11 protein-coding genes are annotated in these 13,914 nt (G+C 71.8%); all 11 read left to right on the top strand.

Features of this window, described 5'->3' with window-relative positions; genetic code table 11:
* Positions 1 to 65 precede the first annotated feature (65 nt).
* The 11 genes from AC6JBM_RS38640 to AC6JBM_RS38590 all read left to right on the top strand — a co-directional run bounded on the left by AC6JBM_RS38640 (position 66) and on the right by AC6JBM_RS38590 (position 13,845).
* Positions 66 to 482 carry a hypothetical protein gene (locus AC6JBM_RS38640; protein ID WP_497978824.1) on the top strand — a complete coding sequence of 139 codons (417 nt, stop codon included), beginning with the start codon at positions 66 to 68 and terminating at the stop codon, positions 480 to 482.
* Entirely contained in the window at positions 479 to 1,501 is a 1,023-nt protein-coding gene (gene pstC / locus AC6JBM_RS38635) for a phosphate ABC transporter permease subunit PstC (protein WP_497978823.1), read from the top strand. Before AC6JBM_RS38640 ends, pstC begins: the two co-directional genes overlap by 4 nt.
* On the top strand, positions 1,498 to 2,772 hold the full coding sequence (pstA, locus tag AC6JBM_RS38630) for a phosphate ABC transporter permease PstA (RefSeq protein ID WP_497978822.1): 1,275 nt from the start codon (positions 1,498 to 1,500) through the stop codon (positions 2,770 to 2,772). The genes pstC and pstA overlap by 4 nt, the downstream gene beginning before the upstream one ends.
* Entirely contained in the window at positions 2,769 to 4,463 is a 1,695-nt protein-coding gene (locus AC6JBM_RS38625; protein WP_497978821.1) for a phosphate ABC transporter substrate-binding protein PstS, read from the top strand. The genes pstA and AC6JBM_RS38625 overlap by 4 nt, the downstream gene beginning before the upstream one ends.
* Positions 4,463 to 7,096 carry a hypothetical protein gene (locus tag AC6JBM_RS38620; protein WP_497978820.1) on the top strand — a complete coding sequence of 878 codons (2,634 nt, stop codon included), beginning with the start codon at positions 4,463 to 4,465 and terminating at the stop codon, positions 7,094 to 7,096. The genes AC6JBM_RS38625 and AC6JBM_RS38620 overlap by 1 nt, the downstream gene beginning before the upstream one ends.
* A gap of 137 nt (positions 7,097 to 7,233) precedes the next feature.
* Positions 7,234 to 8,469 (top strand): hypothetical protein, encoded by a 1,236-nt coding sequence (locus AC6JBM_RS38615; RefSeq protein WP_497978819.1) that lies wholly within the window; start codon positions 7,234 to 7,236, stop codon positions 8,467 to 8,469.
* Positions 8,470 to 8,641: 172 nt separating this feature from the next.
* Positions 8,642 to 9,934, top strand: coding sequence for an Ig-like domain repeat protein (locus AC6JBM_RS38610; protein WP_497978818.1), 1,293 nt, complete (start codon positions 8,642 to 8,644; stop codon positions 9,932 to 9,934).
* Positions 9,935 to 10,012: 78 nt separating this feature from the next.
* Positions 10,013 to 11,125: a WxL protein peptidoglycan domain-containing protein gene (locus AC6JBM_RS38605; protein ID WP_497978817.1), complete on the top strand. Its 1,113-nt coding sequence runs from the start codon at positions 10,013 to 10,015 to the stop codon at positions 11,123 to 11,125.
* 7 nt (positions 11,126 to 11,132) lie between these two features.
* On the top strand, positions 11,133 to 12,068 hold the full coding sequence (locus AC6JBM_RS38600; RefSeq protein ID WP_497978816.1) for a sortase: 936 nt from the start codon (positions 11,133 to 11,135) through the stop codon (positions 12,066 to 12,068).
* A gap of 38 nt (positions 12,069 to 12,106) precedes the next feature.
* The gene (locus tag AC6JBM_RS38595; RefSeq protein WP_497978815.1) at positions 12,107 to 12,982 is read left to right on the top strand and encodes a phosphate ABC transporter ATP-binding protein; all 876 of its coding nucleotides are present in this window, start codon (positions 12,107 to 12,109) and stop codon (positions 12,980 to 12,982) included.
* Positions 12,983 to 13,104: 122 nt separating this feature from the next.
* Complete coding sequence (locus tag AC6JBM_RS38590; protein ID WP_497978814.1) at positions 13,105 to 13,845, top strand: hypothetical protein; 741 nt, start codon at positions 13,105 to 13,107, stop codon at positions 13,843 to 13,845.
* Positions 13,846 to 13,914: the final 69 nt, after the last annotated feature.

The following is a 13,914-nucleotide window of genomic DNA, read 5'->3' as shown; positions in this document are numbered from 1 at the left end:
GCTAAGCCTTGCGAGGTTCAGCACTGCGTTCCCGCCCGGGTCGCAGTGCTGAAGCTGGAGAGGCCATGCCCCAGGTGCGAATCCAGGTCCTGTGTGGACCACCCTCGGTGCATCCGCGCCGGATGGGCTGGTCCACGGGGGCGATCGGGCGCGACGAGTGGTACGCCTGGCGGCTCATCGGCACGAACAACCACGAGCTGGGCCGCAGCGCGCTGAGCTTCCGCAGCTACCAGGCCGCGCTCGCCGCGTTCGCCGAGGTCCAGGCGGGCCACGACCGGCTCGTCCAGCTGCCCGTCCCCGAGCGCCCGACCGGCCGCTGGGGCTGGCGGCTCGAGCTCGACGGCGCGGCGGTCGCGGTGAGCGGCCGGTGGTACCGGCGGGACAAGCTCAGCCTGCTCGGCGCGGCCAAGTTCGTCGCCCTGTGCGCCGCGGCCGAGCCGGCCGACGGGGTCGTGGCGCTGCACGATCGGGCCGCGCGATGAGCCAGGACCTCGTCGCCCCGCCGGCGGATGCGCCCGCGGTCCGGCCGGCCCGGCGCAAGCTGGTCGCCAACGCCGGCCCGGCCGACAAGGTCTACCGCGGCGTCGCCCGCGGCGGCGGCAGCCTCGTGCTCGTCCTCATGGTGCTCGTCGGCACCTTCCTCGCCTACCGGGCCTGGGAGGCGCTCAGCCAGGCCGGCCTCTCCTTCATCACCACCGAGCAGTGGAACCCCGACGGCGGCGGCTTCGGCATCGCCGCGGTGATCGTCGGCACCGTGCTCATCGCGATCGTCTCGGTCGTGGTGGCGGTGCCGCTGGCCATGGGTACCGCGCTCTACATCTCCGAGTACGCCCCGCGCTGGCTCAAGCGCACGATGATCGCCATGGTCGACCTGATGGCGGCCGTGCCGAGCGTGGTGTTCGGCCTGTGGGGCGCGTTCTTCCTGCAGTGGAAGATCATCGACCTGTCGCGGTGGATCGCCGACTGGTTCGGCTGGATCCCGATCTTCAAGGTCGGCGGCGTCGAGCGGCACGACCCGCTGGCGACGATGACGGCCTACACCTCCTCGACGTTCATCGCCGGCGTGGTCGTCGCGCTCATGGTCGCGCCGATCGCGTGCTCGGTGATGCGGGAGGCGTTCGGCCTGGCCCCGATGGGCGAGCGCGAGGGCGCCTACGCGCTCGGCGCGACCCGGTGGGGCATGATCCGCAGCGTCGTGCTGCCGTTCGGCCGCGGAGCCGTCGTCGGCGGGACCATGCTCGGCCTGGGCCGGGCGCTGGGCGAGACGATCGCCGTCGTCATGATCATCTCGCCGCGCTTCGAGATCCAGCCGCGCGTGCTCGAGCACGGCACCAGCTCGGTCTCGTCGCTCATCGCGCTGCGGTACGGCGAGGCCAGCCCGTTCGGCATCTCGGCCCTCATGGCGGCCGGCGTGGCGCTGTTCGTGCTGACGCTGCTCGTCAACTTCGGGGCGGCCTTCGTGGTCTCGCGGTCCCGCTCCGGCGCGATGAGCGAGGCGTGACCGTGCAGACCGTGCGGCAGACCGTGTCCCAGGCCGAGCCGGCGACGCTGCCCCTCCCCGAGCCGGGCACCGTGGTGCCGCGGCGCCCCACGGGGCCCAGCGCGCAGCGCCGGCGTCGCATCGGCGGGGTGCGCCGCACCGACCTGTACGCGATCGCCGGCGCGATCGCCGCGGGCAGCGCCACGACCGGCGTGCTGTGGACCCAGCTCGGGCCGTTCACCGGCCTGCTCGGGTACGTCATCGTGACCTGGCTGGTGACCGTCGTGTGCTACGCGGCGCTGGTCTCCCTCGACGAGAGCCGCGCGGCGATGCGCGACCGCATCAGCGCGTTCGTGGTGCACTCGCTGGCCGCGGTGCTCGTCACCGCGCTCGTGTTCGTCATCTTCTACACGTTCTCGCGCGGCTGGCGCGCGATGGTCCACCTGAACTTCTACACCCAGGACCTGCGCACGACCCTGGCCACCGACCCGCTCACCAAGGGCGGGGTCCTGCACGCCATCGTCGGCACGCTCATCGAGCTGGGGATCGCGCTCGGCATCGCGGTGCCGCTGGGCCTGGTCGCCGCGATCTACCTGCACGAGGTGCCCGGCCGGTTCTCGCGCTTCGTGCGGACCGTGGTCGAGGCGATGACCGCCCTGCCGGACATCATCGCCGGGCTGTTCATCTATGCGACCCTGATCCTGATCTTCCATCTCGGGCCCTCGGGCTTCGCGGCCGCTGTCGCGCTCGCGGTGACGATCCTGCCGATCATCATCCGCACGGCCGACGTGGTGCTGCGGCTGGTGCCGGGGTCGCTCAAGGAGGCGTCACTGGCGCTCGGGGCGAGCCGGTGGCGCACGACCTGGCACGTGCTGCTGCCGACCGCCCGCTCGGGGCTGGCCACGGCGGTGATCCTCGGCGCCGCGCGGGCGATCGGCGAGACCGCGCCCGTGCTGCTGACCGCCGGCGTGACGGGTTACCAGAACCTCGACCCGATGCACGGCTCGATGATGTCGCTGCCGCTGCTGGCCTTCACGCAGGTGCAGTCGCCGGAGAAGAACGAGATCGCCCGCGGCTTCGGCACCGCCTCCGTGCTGCTCATCCTCGTGCTGCTGCTGTTCATCGTCGCCCGCGTCATCGGCGGCCGCGGCCCCGGCGAGCTCACCGCGCGCGGCCGCCGGGCCCGCGCGGCCGCCTCCCGCCGCGACGAGCGGCGCATGGCCGAGCGGCGCGCGGCCCCCGCTGTGTTCGCCCCACTCCCCGTTCCCAGCCAGGAAGAGACCGGACCATGAATCCTCGGCGTTCTCGTTGGCGTCGCCGGACTGCGCAGGGCATCGCCGCGCTCGTCGTGGCGATGGTGAGCCTCGTCGGCACCGCGCGACCCGCGGCCGCGGTGACCTACGTGCCGATCTCCGGTGGCGGCTCGACCTGGTCGTACAACGCGTTCCACGCCTGGATCGGCAACGTGGGCCAGTACAAGATGCGGGTCGACTACGAGCCCACCGGCTCCACCACCGGCCGCACCAAGTTCCGGGCGGGCTCCCTGGACTGGGCCGCGTCCGACATCCCCTACGGCGTCAAGGACGGCAACAGCAACGACGATCCGCCGCCGCGCGGGTTCGTCTACATGCCGGACACCGCCGGCGGCACGACCTTCATGTACAACCTGAAGATCGGCAACAAGCGGGTCACCAACCTGCGGCTGTCCGGCGAGAACATCGCCAAGATCTTCACCGGCGTGATCACCAAGTGGAACGACCCGGCGATCAAGGCCGACAACCCCGCCCTGAACCTGCCCGGCACCACCATCGTGCCGGTGGTGCGCTCGGACGGCTCCGGCTCCAGCGCCCAGCTCACCCAGTGGATGATCGCCACGCAGGGTAAGTACTGGACGGCGTACTGCCAGAAGGTCGGCCGCAACCCGTGCACCCAGACGTCGGCGTACCCGGTGCTCGGCGGCTCGGCGATGATCGGGCAGCCCGGTGACCTCGGCGTCTCCGGCTACGTCAGCCAGGCGGGCGCCGTCGGCTCGATCGGCTACGTCGAGTACTCCTACGCGATCCAGGCCGGGTTCCCGGTCGCGAAGGTGCTCAACGACGCCGGCTACTACACCGAGCCCACCGCCGGGCACGTGGCCGTGTCGCTGCTCGGCGCGAAGATCAACAACGACAAGAGCGACCGGGCCAAGTACCTGACTCAGGACCTCTCCGGCGTCTACACCAACAAGGACAAGCGCACGTACGTGCTGTCCTCGTACTCGTACATGATCCTGCCGACCACGAACGAGTTCGGCTTCACCAACGCCAAGGGCCTCACGCTCGGCGACTTCGGCAACTATCTGCTGTGCCAGGGGCAGAGCCAGGTCAACGCGCTCGGCTACTCGGCCCTGCCGATCAACCTGGTCCAGGCGGGCTTCGGCCAGCTGGCCCTGGTCCCGGGCGCCGTCGTGCCGCCGCCGACGGACATGAGCAAGTGCAACAACCCGACCTTCTCGACCGACGGCACCAACACGCTGGCCAAGAACGACCCGTTCCCGCAGGACTGCGACAGGATCGGCACCGTCCAGTGCGCCGAGGGCACCGGCGGCGCCACGGGCAACACCGGCGGCACCGGCACCGGCACCGGCAGCGGGTCCGGCGGCACGGGCACGGGCTCGGGCACCGGCGGCACGGGCACCGGCACGGGTACGGGCGCCTCGGGGGCGCCGACCGACGGTGCCGCGGCGCCCGCGCAGACCTGCGACGCGGACACCGGCGTCTGCTCCGGCGGCGGCTCGGGTGGCGGCACCGGCGGCGGCGTGGGCGCACCCGGGCAGGTCGACGCGGCCGCGGTGGAGACGTCGGCCGCGCTGAACAACGGCTTCGAGGTCGTGCTCATGGTGGTCGCGGCGGCGCTGCTGCTCGGCCTCGGCCTGATCCCGCCCCTGGCCGCGCAGCTGGGCTCGAACCGCCGGGCGCGCCGCGACTCCTCGGGCGGTCTGTGATGCGCGGCCTGGTCATGCGCGCGCTGGGCACCAGGGCCGCCCGGCGGCGGGCGGCGAGCGCGTTCGCCGCGGCGGCGGCCGCGCTCGGGCTGCTCGCGCTCGGCACGGGCGGGCAGGCGTTGGCGGACACGTCGTCGGACCAGATCACCGGCAACGGGATCACGGACTCCGCGGTCACCGTCCGCTGGGACGCCGGCCTGCTCGGCCTGGACAACAAGACGCCCGTCAAGACTCGCGACTCCGCCGACCCGTACGCCTTCATGCACGCCGACTTCAAGGACCTCGAGGTCACCGTCGGGCAGACCGAGAACCTCGTCCACCAGGCCATCAAGGTGACCTGGAAGGGCAAGCCGATGAAGGGCCTGTTCAACGCCAACTACCTGCAGATCATGGAGTGCTACGGCGACGATCCCGCGGGGCCGGCGCCGGAGAACTGCCAGTTCGGCAGCGAGGGCCTCAAGCAGGACAAGACCGGCGGCTCCTACATCGGCACCCGCAACGGCAACGTCTGCGACAAGCACCAGCCCAGCACCACCGAGCCGCCGGCGGCGCCGGGCCTGGCGGCGTTCCTGGGCTGCGACCCGGCCGAGGACCCGGCCGCGCCCGGCTACGGCCACCACAATCCGGCCGGGGGCACCGACACCTACACGGTGCCGTTCGTGCCGGTCAACACCACCGACAAGATCTACCAGCCGGGCGAGTGGCCGTTCAACAAGTACAACAGCAACGAGATCCAGCAGGCCGGCACGCGGGCGGACGGGACCGGCGACGCGTACTTCAACACGCTGACCCAGACCGAGGCGCCCGGGCTCGGCTGCGGCGAGATCAAGGGCGACGGCAAGCCGCGGGACTGCTGGCTGGTCATCGTGCCGCGCGGGGAGTACGAGCCCAACGGGTGGAAGCTCCAGGACTTCGACGCGGCCTCGATCATCCAGGAGTCGCCGCTCGGCGCCGCGTCCTGGGCCCAGCGCATGCAGATCCGGCTCAAGTACAGCCCGGTCGAGCCGAGCTGCGCCCTCGGCTCGGCCAAGGAGCGCCAGACCCAGGGCACCGAGCTCGTTTCGCACGCGGTCTTCTCGTGGCAGCTCGCGCTCAACACGGCGGCGAAGTGCTCGAAGCTCTACGGGTACTCGGCCACGCCCGAGGCCTCGAACACGTCCGAGCTGACCCACACGACCTCCGAGACCGGGCTCGCCTTCACCACCGTCCCGATCGGCACCGAGGCCGTTCGGGGCGGCGGTACGCTGCCCACCCTCCCGCCGCTGGCCTACGCCCCGGTCGCGGTCTCGGCGATCACGTTCGGCTTCCACGTCAACCTCGCGGACGGCTACGTCAGCACGCCGATCAAGCTGTCCCCGCGGCTGGTCGCCAAGGCCCTGACCCAGTCCTACAAGAGCGATCTCACCGACGTGCGGGACAACGGCGGGGCGGGCCCCGAGTGGGCCCGGCAGAACCCGGCCTTCATGACCTCGGACCCGGAGTTCATGAAGCTCAACCCCGGCCTGCCCTTCCGGTCCGGCAGCTCGCTCATGGCGCCGCTGCTGACCGCGGATCACTCCGGCGTCATCCAGCAGGTCTGGGCCTGGGTCCTGACCGACCCGGCGGCGCGCGCCTGGCTCGGCGGGCAGCGGGACGAGAACGGCATGATCGTCAACGAGCTGTACCAGAAGCTGGACCTCGGTTCGAGCCCGCTGGACTCGTTCCCGCGCCCCAACAAGTGCTTCAACACCGGCGCGCCGGGCGAGAAGATCCCGGACCGCTGCACGCTGAATCTCCTGCCGTACATGGAGAACTACGACGACAGCGCGAGCCGGGTGCGCGCGGCCAACAACCCCGAGGGCGCCGACTGGAACCCGAACCTGCGCTCGCCGAGCGGCGAGGCGGGCTGGTGGGAGGTCAACCAGCCCATCGAGTTCCCGGGCCAGATCTTCATGTGGGGTGTCATGGACACCGCCAGCCTGGCCAACTACGGGGTCGTGCCGGCCGAGCTGTGCAAGGCGGACGGCACCGGCTGCGTGTCGCCCACGACGGCGTCGCTCACCACCGCCCTCGGCAGCGCCAAGGAGGACAGCAGCGGGCTGCTGCACGTCGATCCGGCCAACGCCGGGTCCGGCGGATACCCGCTGACCACCGTCACCTACGCGGCGGTCCGGCGCAACCAGGACGCCGCGGCGCTGTCGGACTACGCCGCGCTGATCAAGTACGCGGTCAGTGACGGCCAGCGGCCCGGCGTGGAACCCGGCCAGCTCCCGCACGGCTTCCTGCCGCTGCCCGAGAGCCTGCGCGGCACCGCCATGGCCGTCGCCGACCTGCTGCTCACCCCGGTCATCACCGCCTCGGCCAGCGAGTCGGAGGGGCCCGGCACCGGCGGCTCCGGCACGGGCGGCAACGGCTCGGGCGGCGTGCCCGAGACCGGGGCGCGGCCGGTGGCGTCGAGCTCGGCCTCCTCCGCGGCACCCTTCGCCACCACCTCGGTGAGCCCCCAGCCCGCGGCCCTGTCCACGCCGGCCCTGGAGGTGGGCGCGGTCCGGTGGGCCCTGCTGGCCGTGATGATCGCCGGCCTCGGCGGGGCCGTCGGCGGCCCGCTGCTGCGCTTCGCGCTCAGTCGCCGACCTCCGGGCGCCGGGGGATAGGCCTACATATCCGCGTAACCCGTCCTTCATGTTGGCGTACACCCACGTATCGCCACCTTCTACACACATCCGGTATCGGCCCGGCCGCCCGGCTCCACAAGATGTTGTCGCTCCCCCCATCGCAGGAAAGGACGCACATGAACAACACGAAGCGGCTCGTGCGGCGGATGCTGGTCGGCGGCATCGCCGCGGCGACCGTTGCCACGGGTCTCGTCGTCGGCGTGGCCGGGCCCGCCTCGGCCGACCCGGTCTCCGACCTGGTGGGCGTCGGGTCCGACACCACCCAGGACGTGGTGAACGGCGTCGCCGACAGCATCGGCCTCGGCCTCATCGGCTCGTGGGACGCCATCGACCCGAGCACCAAGGCCCAGCACGTGGTGATCAACCCGAAGCGGGGCTGCACGTTCAACCGGCCGAACGGTTCCGGCCAGGGCGTCACCGCGCTGCGCCAGTCGGGCGGCGTGGCGGCGGCCATCGCCGCTCCGTTCGCCGACGAGGTCGACCAGCCGGAGGCGGGCTGCGTCGACTTCGCCCGCTCCTCGAGCGACCCGGGCACCGCGCAGTCCAACACCGGCCGCTGGGTCTACATCCCGTTCGCGCTGGACGCGGTCGGCGTGGCCAGCCAGCACTTCGGCGACACCACCGCCGCCAACTACAACGCGCTCAGCTACGACCCGACCAACGCCGCGACCGGCACGGGCACGCTGCAGAAGCTGTACCGCGACGGTCAGCCGGTGGTCATCAACGGCACCACCTACGACCCGCAGTGCAACGTCTCGCCGTGCACCGGTGGCGCCACCCCGATCCACCTCTACATCCCGCAGAACGGCTCGGGCACGCGCTCGTTCTGGCTCAGCAAGATGGGCATCGGCACCGTGCCGGCGTGGCTGCACGACCACGCGTGGACCGGCACCGACTACAGCGGCGCGCTGGTCGAGGAGCACGACGGCACCGTCCTGCAGAACGACGCGAACGGCATCGCCCCGTTCTCGATCGCGCAGTGGGTCTCGCAGCGCAACGGTCACGGTGACCGCCGCCACGGCGCCCACCTGCACAGCCTCGTGAACATCGGCGTCACGCCGAACGTGACCGTCAACCCGCTGTCGGGCGCCTTCCCGACGTCGGAGACGGGCAACCTGAACGCCACCTTCATCATCCGCCGCGAGGTCTTCAACGTCGTCGAGTGGAAGAAGGTCAACGTGGGCAACGCGGCCTTCGACGCGAAGCTCTACTCGGTCTTCGGCCCGGGCCAGGGTCTCTGCGGCAAGTCCGCGGTCATCCTGAGCTACGGCTTCGGCCTGCTCAACAGCGCTCCGCTGGGCCACACCTGCGGCGCGATCGTCGACGGTCTGCGGGCCTACGGCACCGACTGAGAACCGTGAATCCGGGCCGGTGCCTGGCCGGCGGGAACCGAGCCGGGCACCGGACCTTCGTGCAGCGTCCTGGACTCGCTCCAAAACTCAGACTCCCCGGGGGCCATCCCGGGGTCGTCCAGGGCTGTGCAGCGGGCATTGCCCTCTATCCGAAAGGTCAGTGTAGCCCCTGATGAAGACCACTTCCCTGAAGCGCCAGGCCCTCGTGGCCGGTGTGGTGCTCGGGGCGATGGGCGCGACCCTGCTCGCGCCCTCGATCGCCCAGGCCGAGGTCCCGAACCCGCTGCCCGCGGGCATCAACCTCGGTGGCCTCCACCTCAACCCGACCTCGGGCAACGGTGGCGAGACCCCGAGCTTCACCGCCGACTCCGCCTGCCCGGCGGGGACCAACCTGGCGAACGTCAACACGATCGACCTCGGTGGCGTGGAGCAGACCATCTCCAACAACGTCGCCGGCATCCTCGCGACGTCGCCCGGCTTCGGCACCACGTTCAACACGGACATGAGCACGGTTCAGGCGCTGGCCGGCAACGGCGGCGCGGAGTCGTTCCTGTTCCTGGTCGACTGCCGCACGGGCGCCGGCCACGGCACCTACACCGACGCCGTCCAGGTGGACTTCGCCGCCGACGGCAGCTGGCAGATCCACGGCTCGGGCCCGGTCCAGCAGCCGACCACCACGTCGGTGTCCCCGGCCTCGCAGACCGTGGCGCCGGGCACCAACGTGACGGTGACGGCGACGGTCAGCCCGGCCGCCGCGACCGGCACGGTCGAGTTCAAGGAAGGCGCCACCACGCTGTTCACGGCCCCGTCGGGCAGCGGCACCTTCACCTACTCCTCGGCCTCCCTGGCCCTGGGCACGCACAACATCACCGCGACGTTCCACGCGGCGAACGCGGCGGCCTACGGTGACTCGACCTCGTCCGCGGCCACCGTCGTGATCGCCAGCGACACGACCACGGCCACGGAGAACATCCAGGTCGGCGTTCCTCAGGAGCAGGGCGTGTTCACCATGACGGTGGACCCGGGCATCGTGGACATGGGCACCGCCCACCTGCAGGGCACGGGCGACGCCCGCCACTTCCACGCCGAGGGCAACCTCAAGAACGTGAACGTCTCCGACGGTCGCGACCAGACCGTCCCCGGCTGGTCGGTCACCGGCCAGGTCGGCGACTTCACCAACACCGCCGACGCCACCAAGAAGTTCTCCGGCACCAGCCTCGGCTGGCAGCCGGCGGTGGTGGCGCAGAACGCGGCCGGCAACGTCGTTGCGGGCCCGGCCGTCGGCACCGGCGTCACCCCCGGCCTGACCAGCGCCAGCAGCCTCGGCGGGGCGCAGGCCGGCAAGGGTCTCGGCGACAGCAAGCTCGGTGCGGCCCTGTCCTTGGACTTCCCGAAGGGCACCACGCCCGGCACCTACGCCGCGACGATCACCATCACCGGCCTCGGCGGCACCCCGCTCGCCTAAGGCCAGGCGCATCACGGGAGGGGCGCGCGGCGTCGTCCGCGCGCTCCTCTTCGAACCGTCGATCTGAATGGACGTGACATGACCACTCCGCGCCCCCCGCGCGCGATCAGCGCCGTGCTCGGCCTGCTGATCCTCGCCGCGACCCTGGTGTTGGGCACCCCGGCCGGCGCGGAGCCCACGCCGTCGGGCTCGATCACGTGGGCGGTCCAGCCCTCGAGCGCGAACGGGCCGGACAACCGCAAGGAGTTCTCCTACCTCGACATCAAGCCCGGCACCGTCATCCACGACTACGTGGCCGTGACCAACTTCAGCGCGGCGCCGGTGACGTTCCAGATCTACGCGACCGACGCGCTCAACGGCAACAACGGCGTGCTGCAGCTGCAGCCGGCCGCCGAGAAGCCCAAGGACATCGGCTCCTGGGTGACGATGCAGAAGACGAGCGTCACGCTCAAGCCGAACGAGCGGGCCATCGAGCCGTTCACGCTCACCATCCCGGAGACCGCCACCCCCGGCGACCACACCGGCGGCGTGCTGGCCTCGATCGGCGTCGAGGAGAACAACGCCAACGGTCCCGTGAAGGTCGACCGCCGCCTGGGCGTCCCGCTGTACCTGCGCGTGTCCGGCCCGCTCAGCCCGGGCATCGCCATCGAGTCCGTCAGCGCCGCCTACCACGGCACCGCCAACCCGTTCGGCGGCGGCAGCACCGACGTGACCCTGACGGTGCACAACACCGGCAACGTCCGGCTCAACCTGAGCCCCGAGGTCGCCGTGAAGGGCCTGTACTGGGTGAAGGTCGCCGGCGTCACCGGCCAGACCCTGCCCAACCTGCTGCCCGGCTCGTCGGTGCAGTTCACCGTCCACCTCGACGACGTCTATCCGCTCGGCCCGATGACCGCGCGGGTGCGCGCCGTGCCGAGCCAGATCACCGCGCTCGGGCTGCCCAAGGCGCCCACCGAGCCGCAGACCGTCGAGGCCGAGGCGTTCCTGTGGGCCACCCCGTGGCCGCTGTTGCTGCTGCTGATCCTGCTCGCCGGCGGCTTCGTCGGCATCCGGTGGCTGCGGCGCCGGCGGCGCGGACGCCAGGAGCGCGTGGTCGCCGACGCGGTCGCGAAGGCGCGCCAGGAGACCGTCGAGGAGCTGCGGAAGAAGGCGCTGGCGGCGAATGCGACCGCCGGCGGCGGGGCGGAGTGACGCCCTCATGACCGCGACCGCCGTGCTGCCGCCCCCCGACGTCGTCGCCCCGGGCCCCGGCGCCCCGCCGCCGCGGCCCCGGCGCCAGGCCGGGCCGTACGTGCGGGTGCTCACGACCGCGCTCACGATCCTCTCGCTGGCGCTGCTCGGCTTCGGCGCCTACGTCGGCTTCGTGTCGCGGCTGCACCACGACCGCGCCCAGCTGACCGCGTACGCGGACTTCCGCAAGGACCTCGCCCTCGGCCTCGCGCCGACCGGCCCGACGCACCCCGACGACCCGGCGAAGCTGCTGGCGCTCGGCACGCCGGTGGCCGTGCTCGACATCCCGAAGCTGCACCGCAAGGAGGTCGTCTTCGAGGGGACGACCGGGGCCGTGCTGCAGAGCGGGCCCGGTCACCGGCGGGACACGCCGCTGCCCGGGCAGTCCGGGGTCAGCGTGATCATGGGCCGGGCCACCACCTACGGCGGCCCGTTCGGCGACCTCGCCACGCTGGTGCCCGGCGACGAGTTCACCGTCGTCACCGGCCAGGGCGAGCACCGCTACCGGGTGCTGGACGTGCGGCACGGGGGCATGCCGCAGCCGCCCCGGCCGGCCGCGGGCGCCGGGCGGCTGACGCTGACCACGGCCTACGGCGGCATGTTCGTGCCCTCGGACGCCCTGCGGGTCGACGCCGACCTGGTCTCCGAGGTCATGCCGACGCCGCGGGCCAGGCTCACCGCCTCCCAGCTGCTCCCGGCCGAGCAGGTCATGGCGATCGACACCGGCGTCTGGTTCCCGCTGGTCATCGTCGGCGAGGCGCTGCTGCTCGCGGTCGCCCTGCTCTCGGCCGCGCGGGTGTTCTGGGGCACCTGGCAGACCTGGATCGTGGCCGTGCCGGTGGTCGGCTTCCTGGGCCTGATGACCGCCGACTACGTCTCCCGGCTCCTGCCGAACCTGATGTGACGCCGAACCTGATGTGACGACGACGGACTAGGGAAATCATGGTGACTCTGCCAGCCAGCGACGACACCGCCTGGGCGAGCTCGCATGCGGCGATGGCCGCGTACGACGAGTACCTCGGCATCCACCGGGAGCTGCCCTCGCTCGCCGGGCTCGACGCCCGGGAGATCAGCGCCTGGTTCGGCGAGCGCCAGGTGCTGGACCGGGTGAGCCTGGCCATGAAGGCGGGCCAGGTGACCGCGCTGATCGGCCCCTCGGGCTGCGGCAAGTCGACCTTCCTGCGAATCCTCAACCGGATGCACGAGCTGATCCCGGGCGCGGCCCTGGCCGGCGAGGTGCTGCTGGACGGCCTGGACATCTACGACCCGGACCGGCGCCTGACCGACGCCCGGCGGCAGGTCGGCATGGTGTTCCAGAAGCCGAACCCGTTCCCGGCGATGTCCATCTACGACAACGTGGTCGCCGGCCTGAAGCTCACCGGGCGGCGGGCCGGCCGCGCCGAGAAGGACGCCCTCGTCGAGGAGTGCCTGACCAAGGCCGGGCTGTGGCGCGAGGTCGCGGACCGGCTGCGCCAGCCGGGCGGGGCGCTCTCCGGCGGCCAGCAGCAGCGGCTGTGCATCGCGCGGTCGCTCGCCGTTCGCCCGCGGGTCCTGCTCATGGACGAGCCGTGCTCGGCGCTGGACCCGACCTCGACCCGGGTCATCGAGGAGACCATCCAGGAGCTCGTGGCCGAGGTGACCATCGTCATCGTCACGCACAACATGCAGCAGGCCCAGCGGATCAGCGACCACTGCGCGTTCTTCCTCGCCGAGCAGGGCACGCCCGGCTACATCGTCGAGCACGGGCCGACCGACGCGATGTTCGGCAGCCCGCAGGACCCACGCACCTCCGACTACGTCAACGGCCGCTTCGGCTGAGCCACGCCGGCATCACGAAGGTCTGCCACCCCTCACTCGGCTGAGCCACGCGGACATCACGAAGGTCTGCCACCCCTCACTCGGCTGAGCCACGCCGACATCAGAAAGGTCTGCTACCCCTCATGAAGAGCAAGCGCTCGACACGGCTGGGCCTCGCGCTCGCGGCGGCCATCGGGGCGATCGGGGTGAGCATGCTCATTCCCGCCGTCGCCATGCCCGCGGTTCCGAACCCGTTGCCCGACGGCATCCAGCTCGGCGGCCTGCACCTGAACCCGACCTCGGGCACCGGCGCCGAGATGCCGAGCTTCACCGCCGATCACGCCTGCCCGGCCGCCGCCACCCTGGCGAACGTCAACACGATCGACCTCGCGGGCACCGAGCAGACGCTGTCCAACAACGCCTCGCTGCCCGCGATCTCCTCGGCCGGCTTCGGCAGCACGTTCTTCACCGACATGGCCACGGTGCAGTCGCTGGCCGGCGACGGGGGCGAGGAGTCGTTCCTGTTCGTCGTCGACTGCCGCACGGGGGCCGGCCACGGCACGTACACCGACGCCGTGCAGGTGGACTTCAAGGCCGACGGGAGCTGGCTGGTGCACGGCACCACGCCGGGCACCCCGACGCCGACGCCGACGGTCACCAAGACCCCGACGCCGACGGCGACGGTCACCACGACGCCGACACCGACCGCCACCGAGACCACGCCGACACCCGAGGCCTCGATCTCGCCGACCCCCGCCGCGGGCACCGGCAACCTGCCGGTCACCGGCGCCGGAGTGGCCGCCATCGCCGCCGCCGCGGTCGCGATGATCGGGGTCGGAATCGGTCTGCGATACGCGGCCCGCCGGCGCGGTTCCGGCTATTGACCGTTCGGCCATTCGTTTCTGCTGAATGGCTTACTCGCCGTTTCTCGATGTTCATCTCGTGCATGTCCG

The organism is Dactylosporangium thailandense, assembly GCF_059739745.1.
The sequence above is the reverse complement of the archived record's forward strand: the minus strand, read 5'-3'. Positions and strand labels throughout refer to the sequence as shown.

Bases quoted from the DNA above. Each gene is read 5' to 3' on its own strand.
- AC6JBM_RS38625 (WP_497978821.1), top strand. From the start codon at position 2,769: ATGAATCCTCGGCGTTCTCGTTGGCGTCGCCGGACTGCGCAGGGCATC.
- AC6JBM_RS38600 (WP_497978816.1), top strand. From the start codon at position 11,133: ATGACCGCGACCGCCGTGCTGCCGCCCCCCGACGTCGTCGCCCCGGGC.
- pstC (WP_497978823.1), top strand. From the start codon at position 479: ATGAGCCAGGACCTCGTCGCCCCGCCGGCGGATGCGCCCGCGGTCCGG.
- AC6JBM_RS38620 (WP_497978820.1), top strand. From the start codon at position 4,463: ATGCGCGGCCTGGTCATGCGCGCGCTGGGCACCAGGGCCGCCCGGCGG.
- AC6JBM_RS38615 (WP_497978819.1), top strand. From the start codon at position 7,234: ATGAACAACACGAAGCGGCTCGTGCGGCGGATGCTGGTCGGCGGCATC.
- AC6JBM_RS38595 (WP_497978815.1), top strand. From the start codon at position 12,107: ATGGTGACTCTGCCAGCCAGCGACGACACCGCCTGGGCGAGCTCGCAT.
- AC6JBM_RS38610 (WP_497978818.1), top strand. From the start codon at position 8,642: ATGAAGACCACTTCCCTGAAGCGCCAGGCCCTCGTGGCCGGTGTGGTG.
- AC6JBM_RS38605 (WP_497978817.1), top strand. From the start codon at position 10,013: ATGACCACTCCGCGCCCCCCGCGCGCGATCAGCGCCGTGCTCGGCCTG.
- AC6JBM_RS38640 (WP_497978824.1), top strand. From the start codon at position 66: ATGCCCCAGGTGCGAATCCAGGTCCTGTGTGGACCACCCTCGGTGCAT.
- AC6JBM_RS38590 (WP_497978814.1), top strand. From the start codon at position 13,105: ATGAAGAGCAAGCGCTCGACACGGCTGGGCCTCGCGCTCGCGGCGGCC.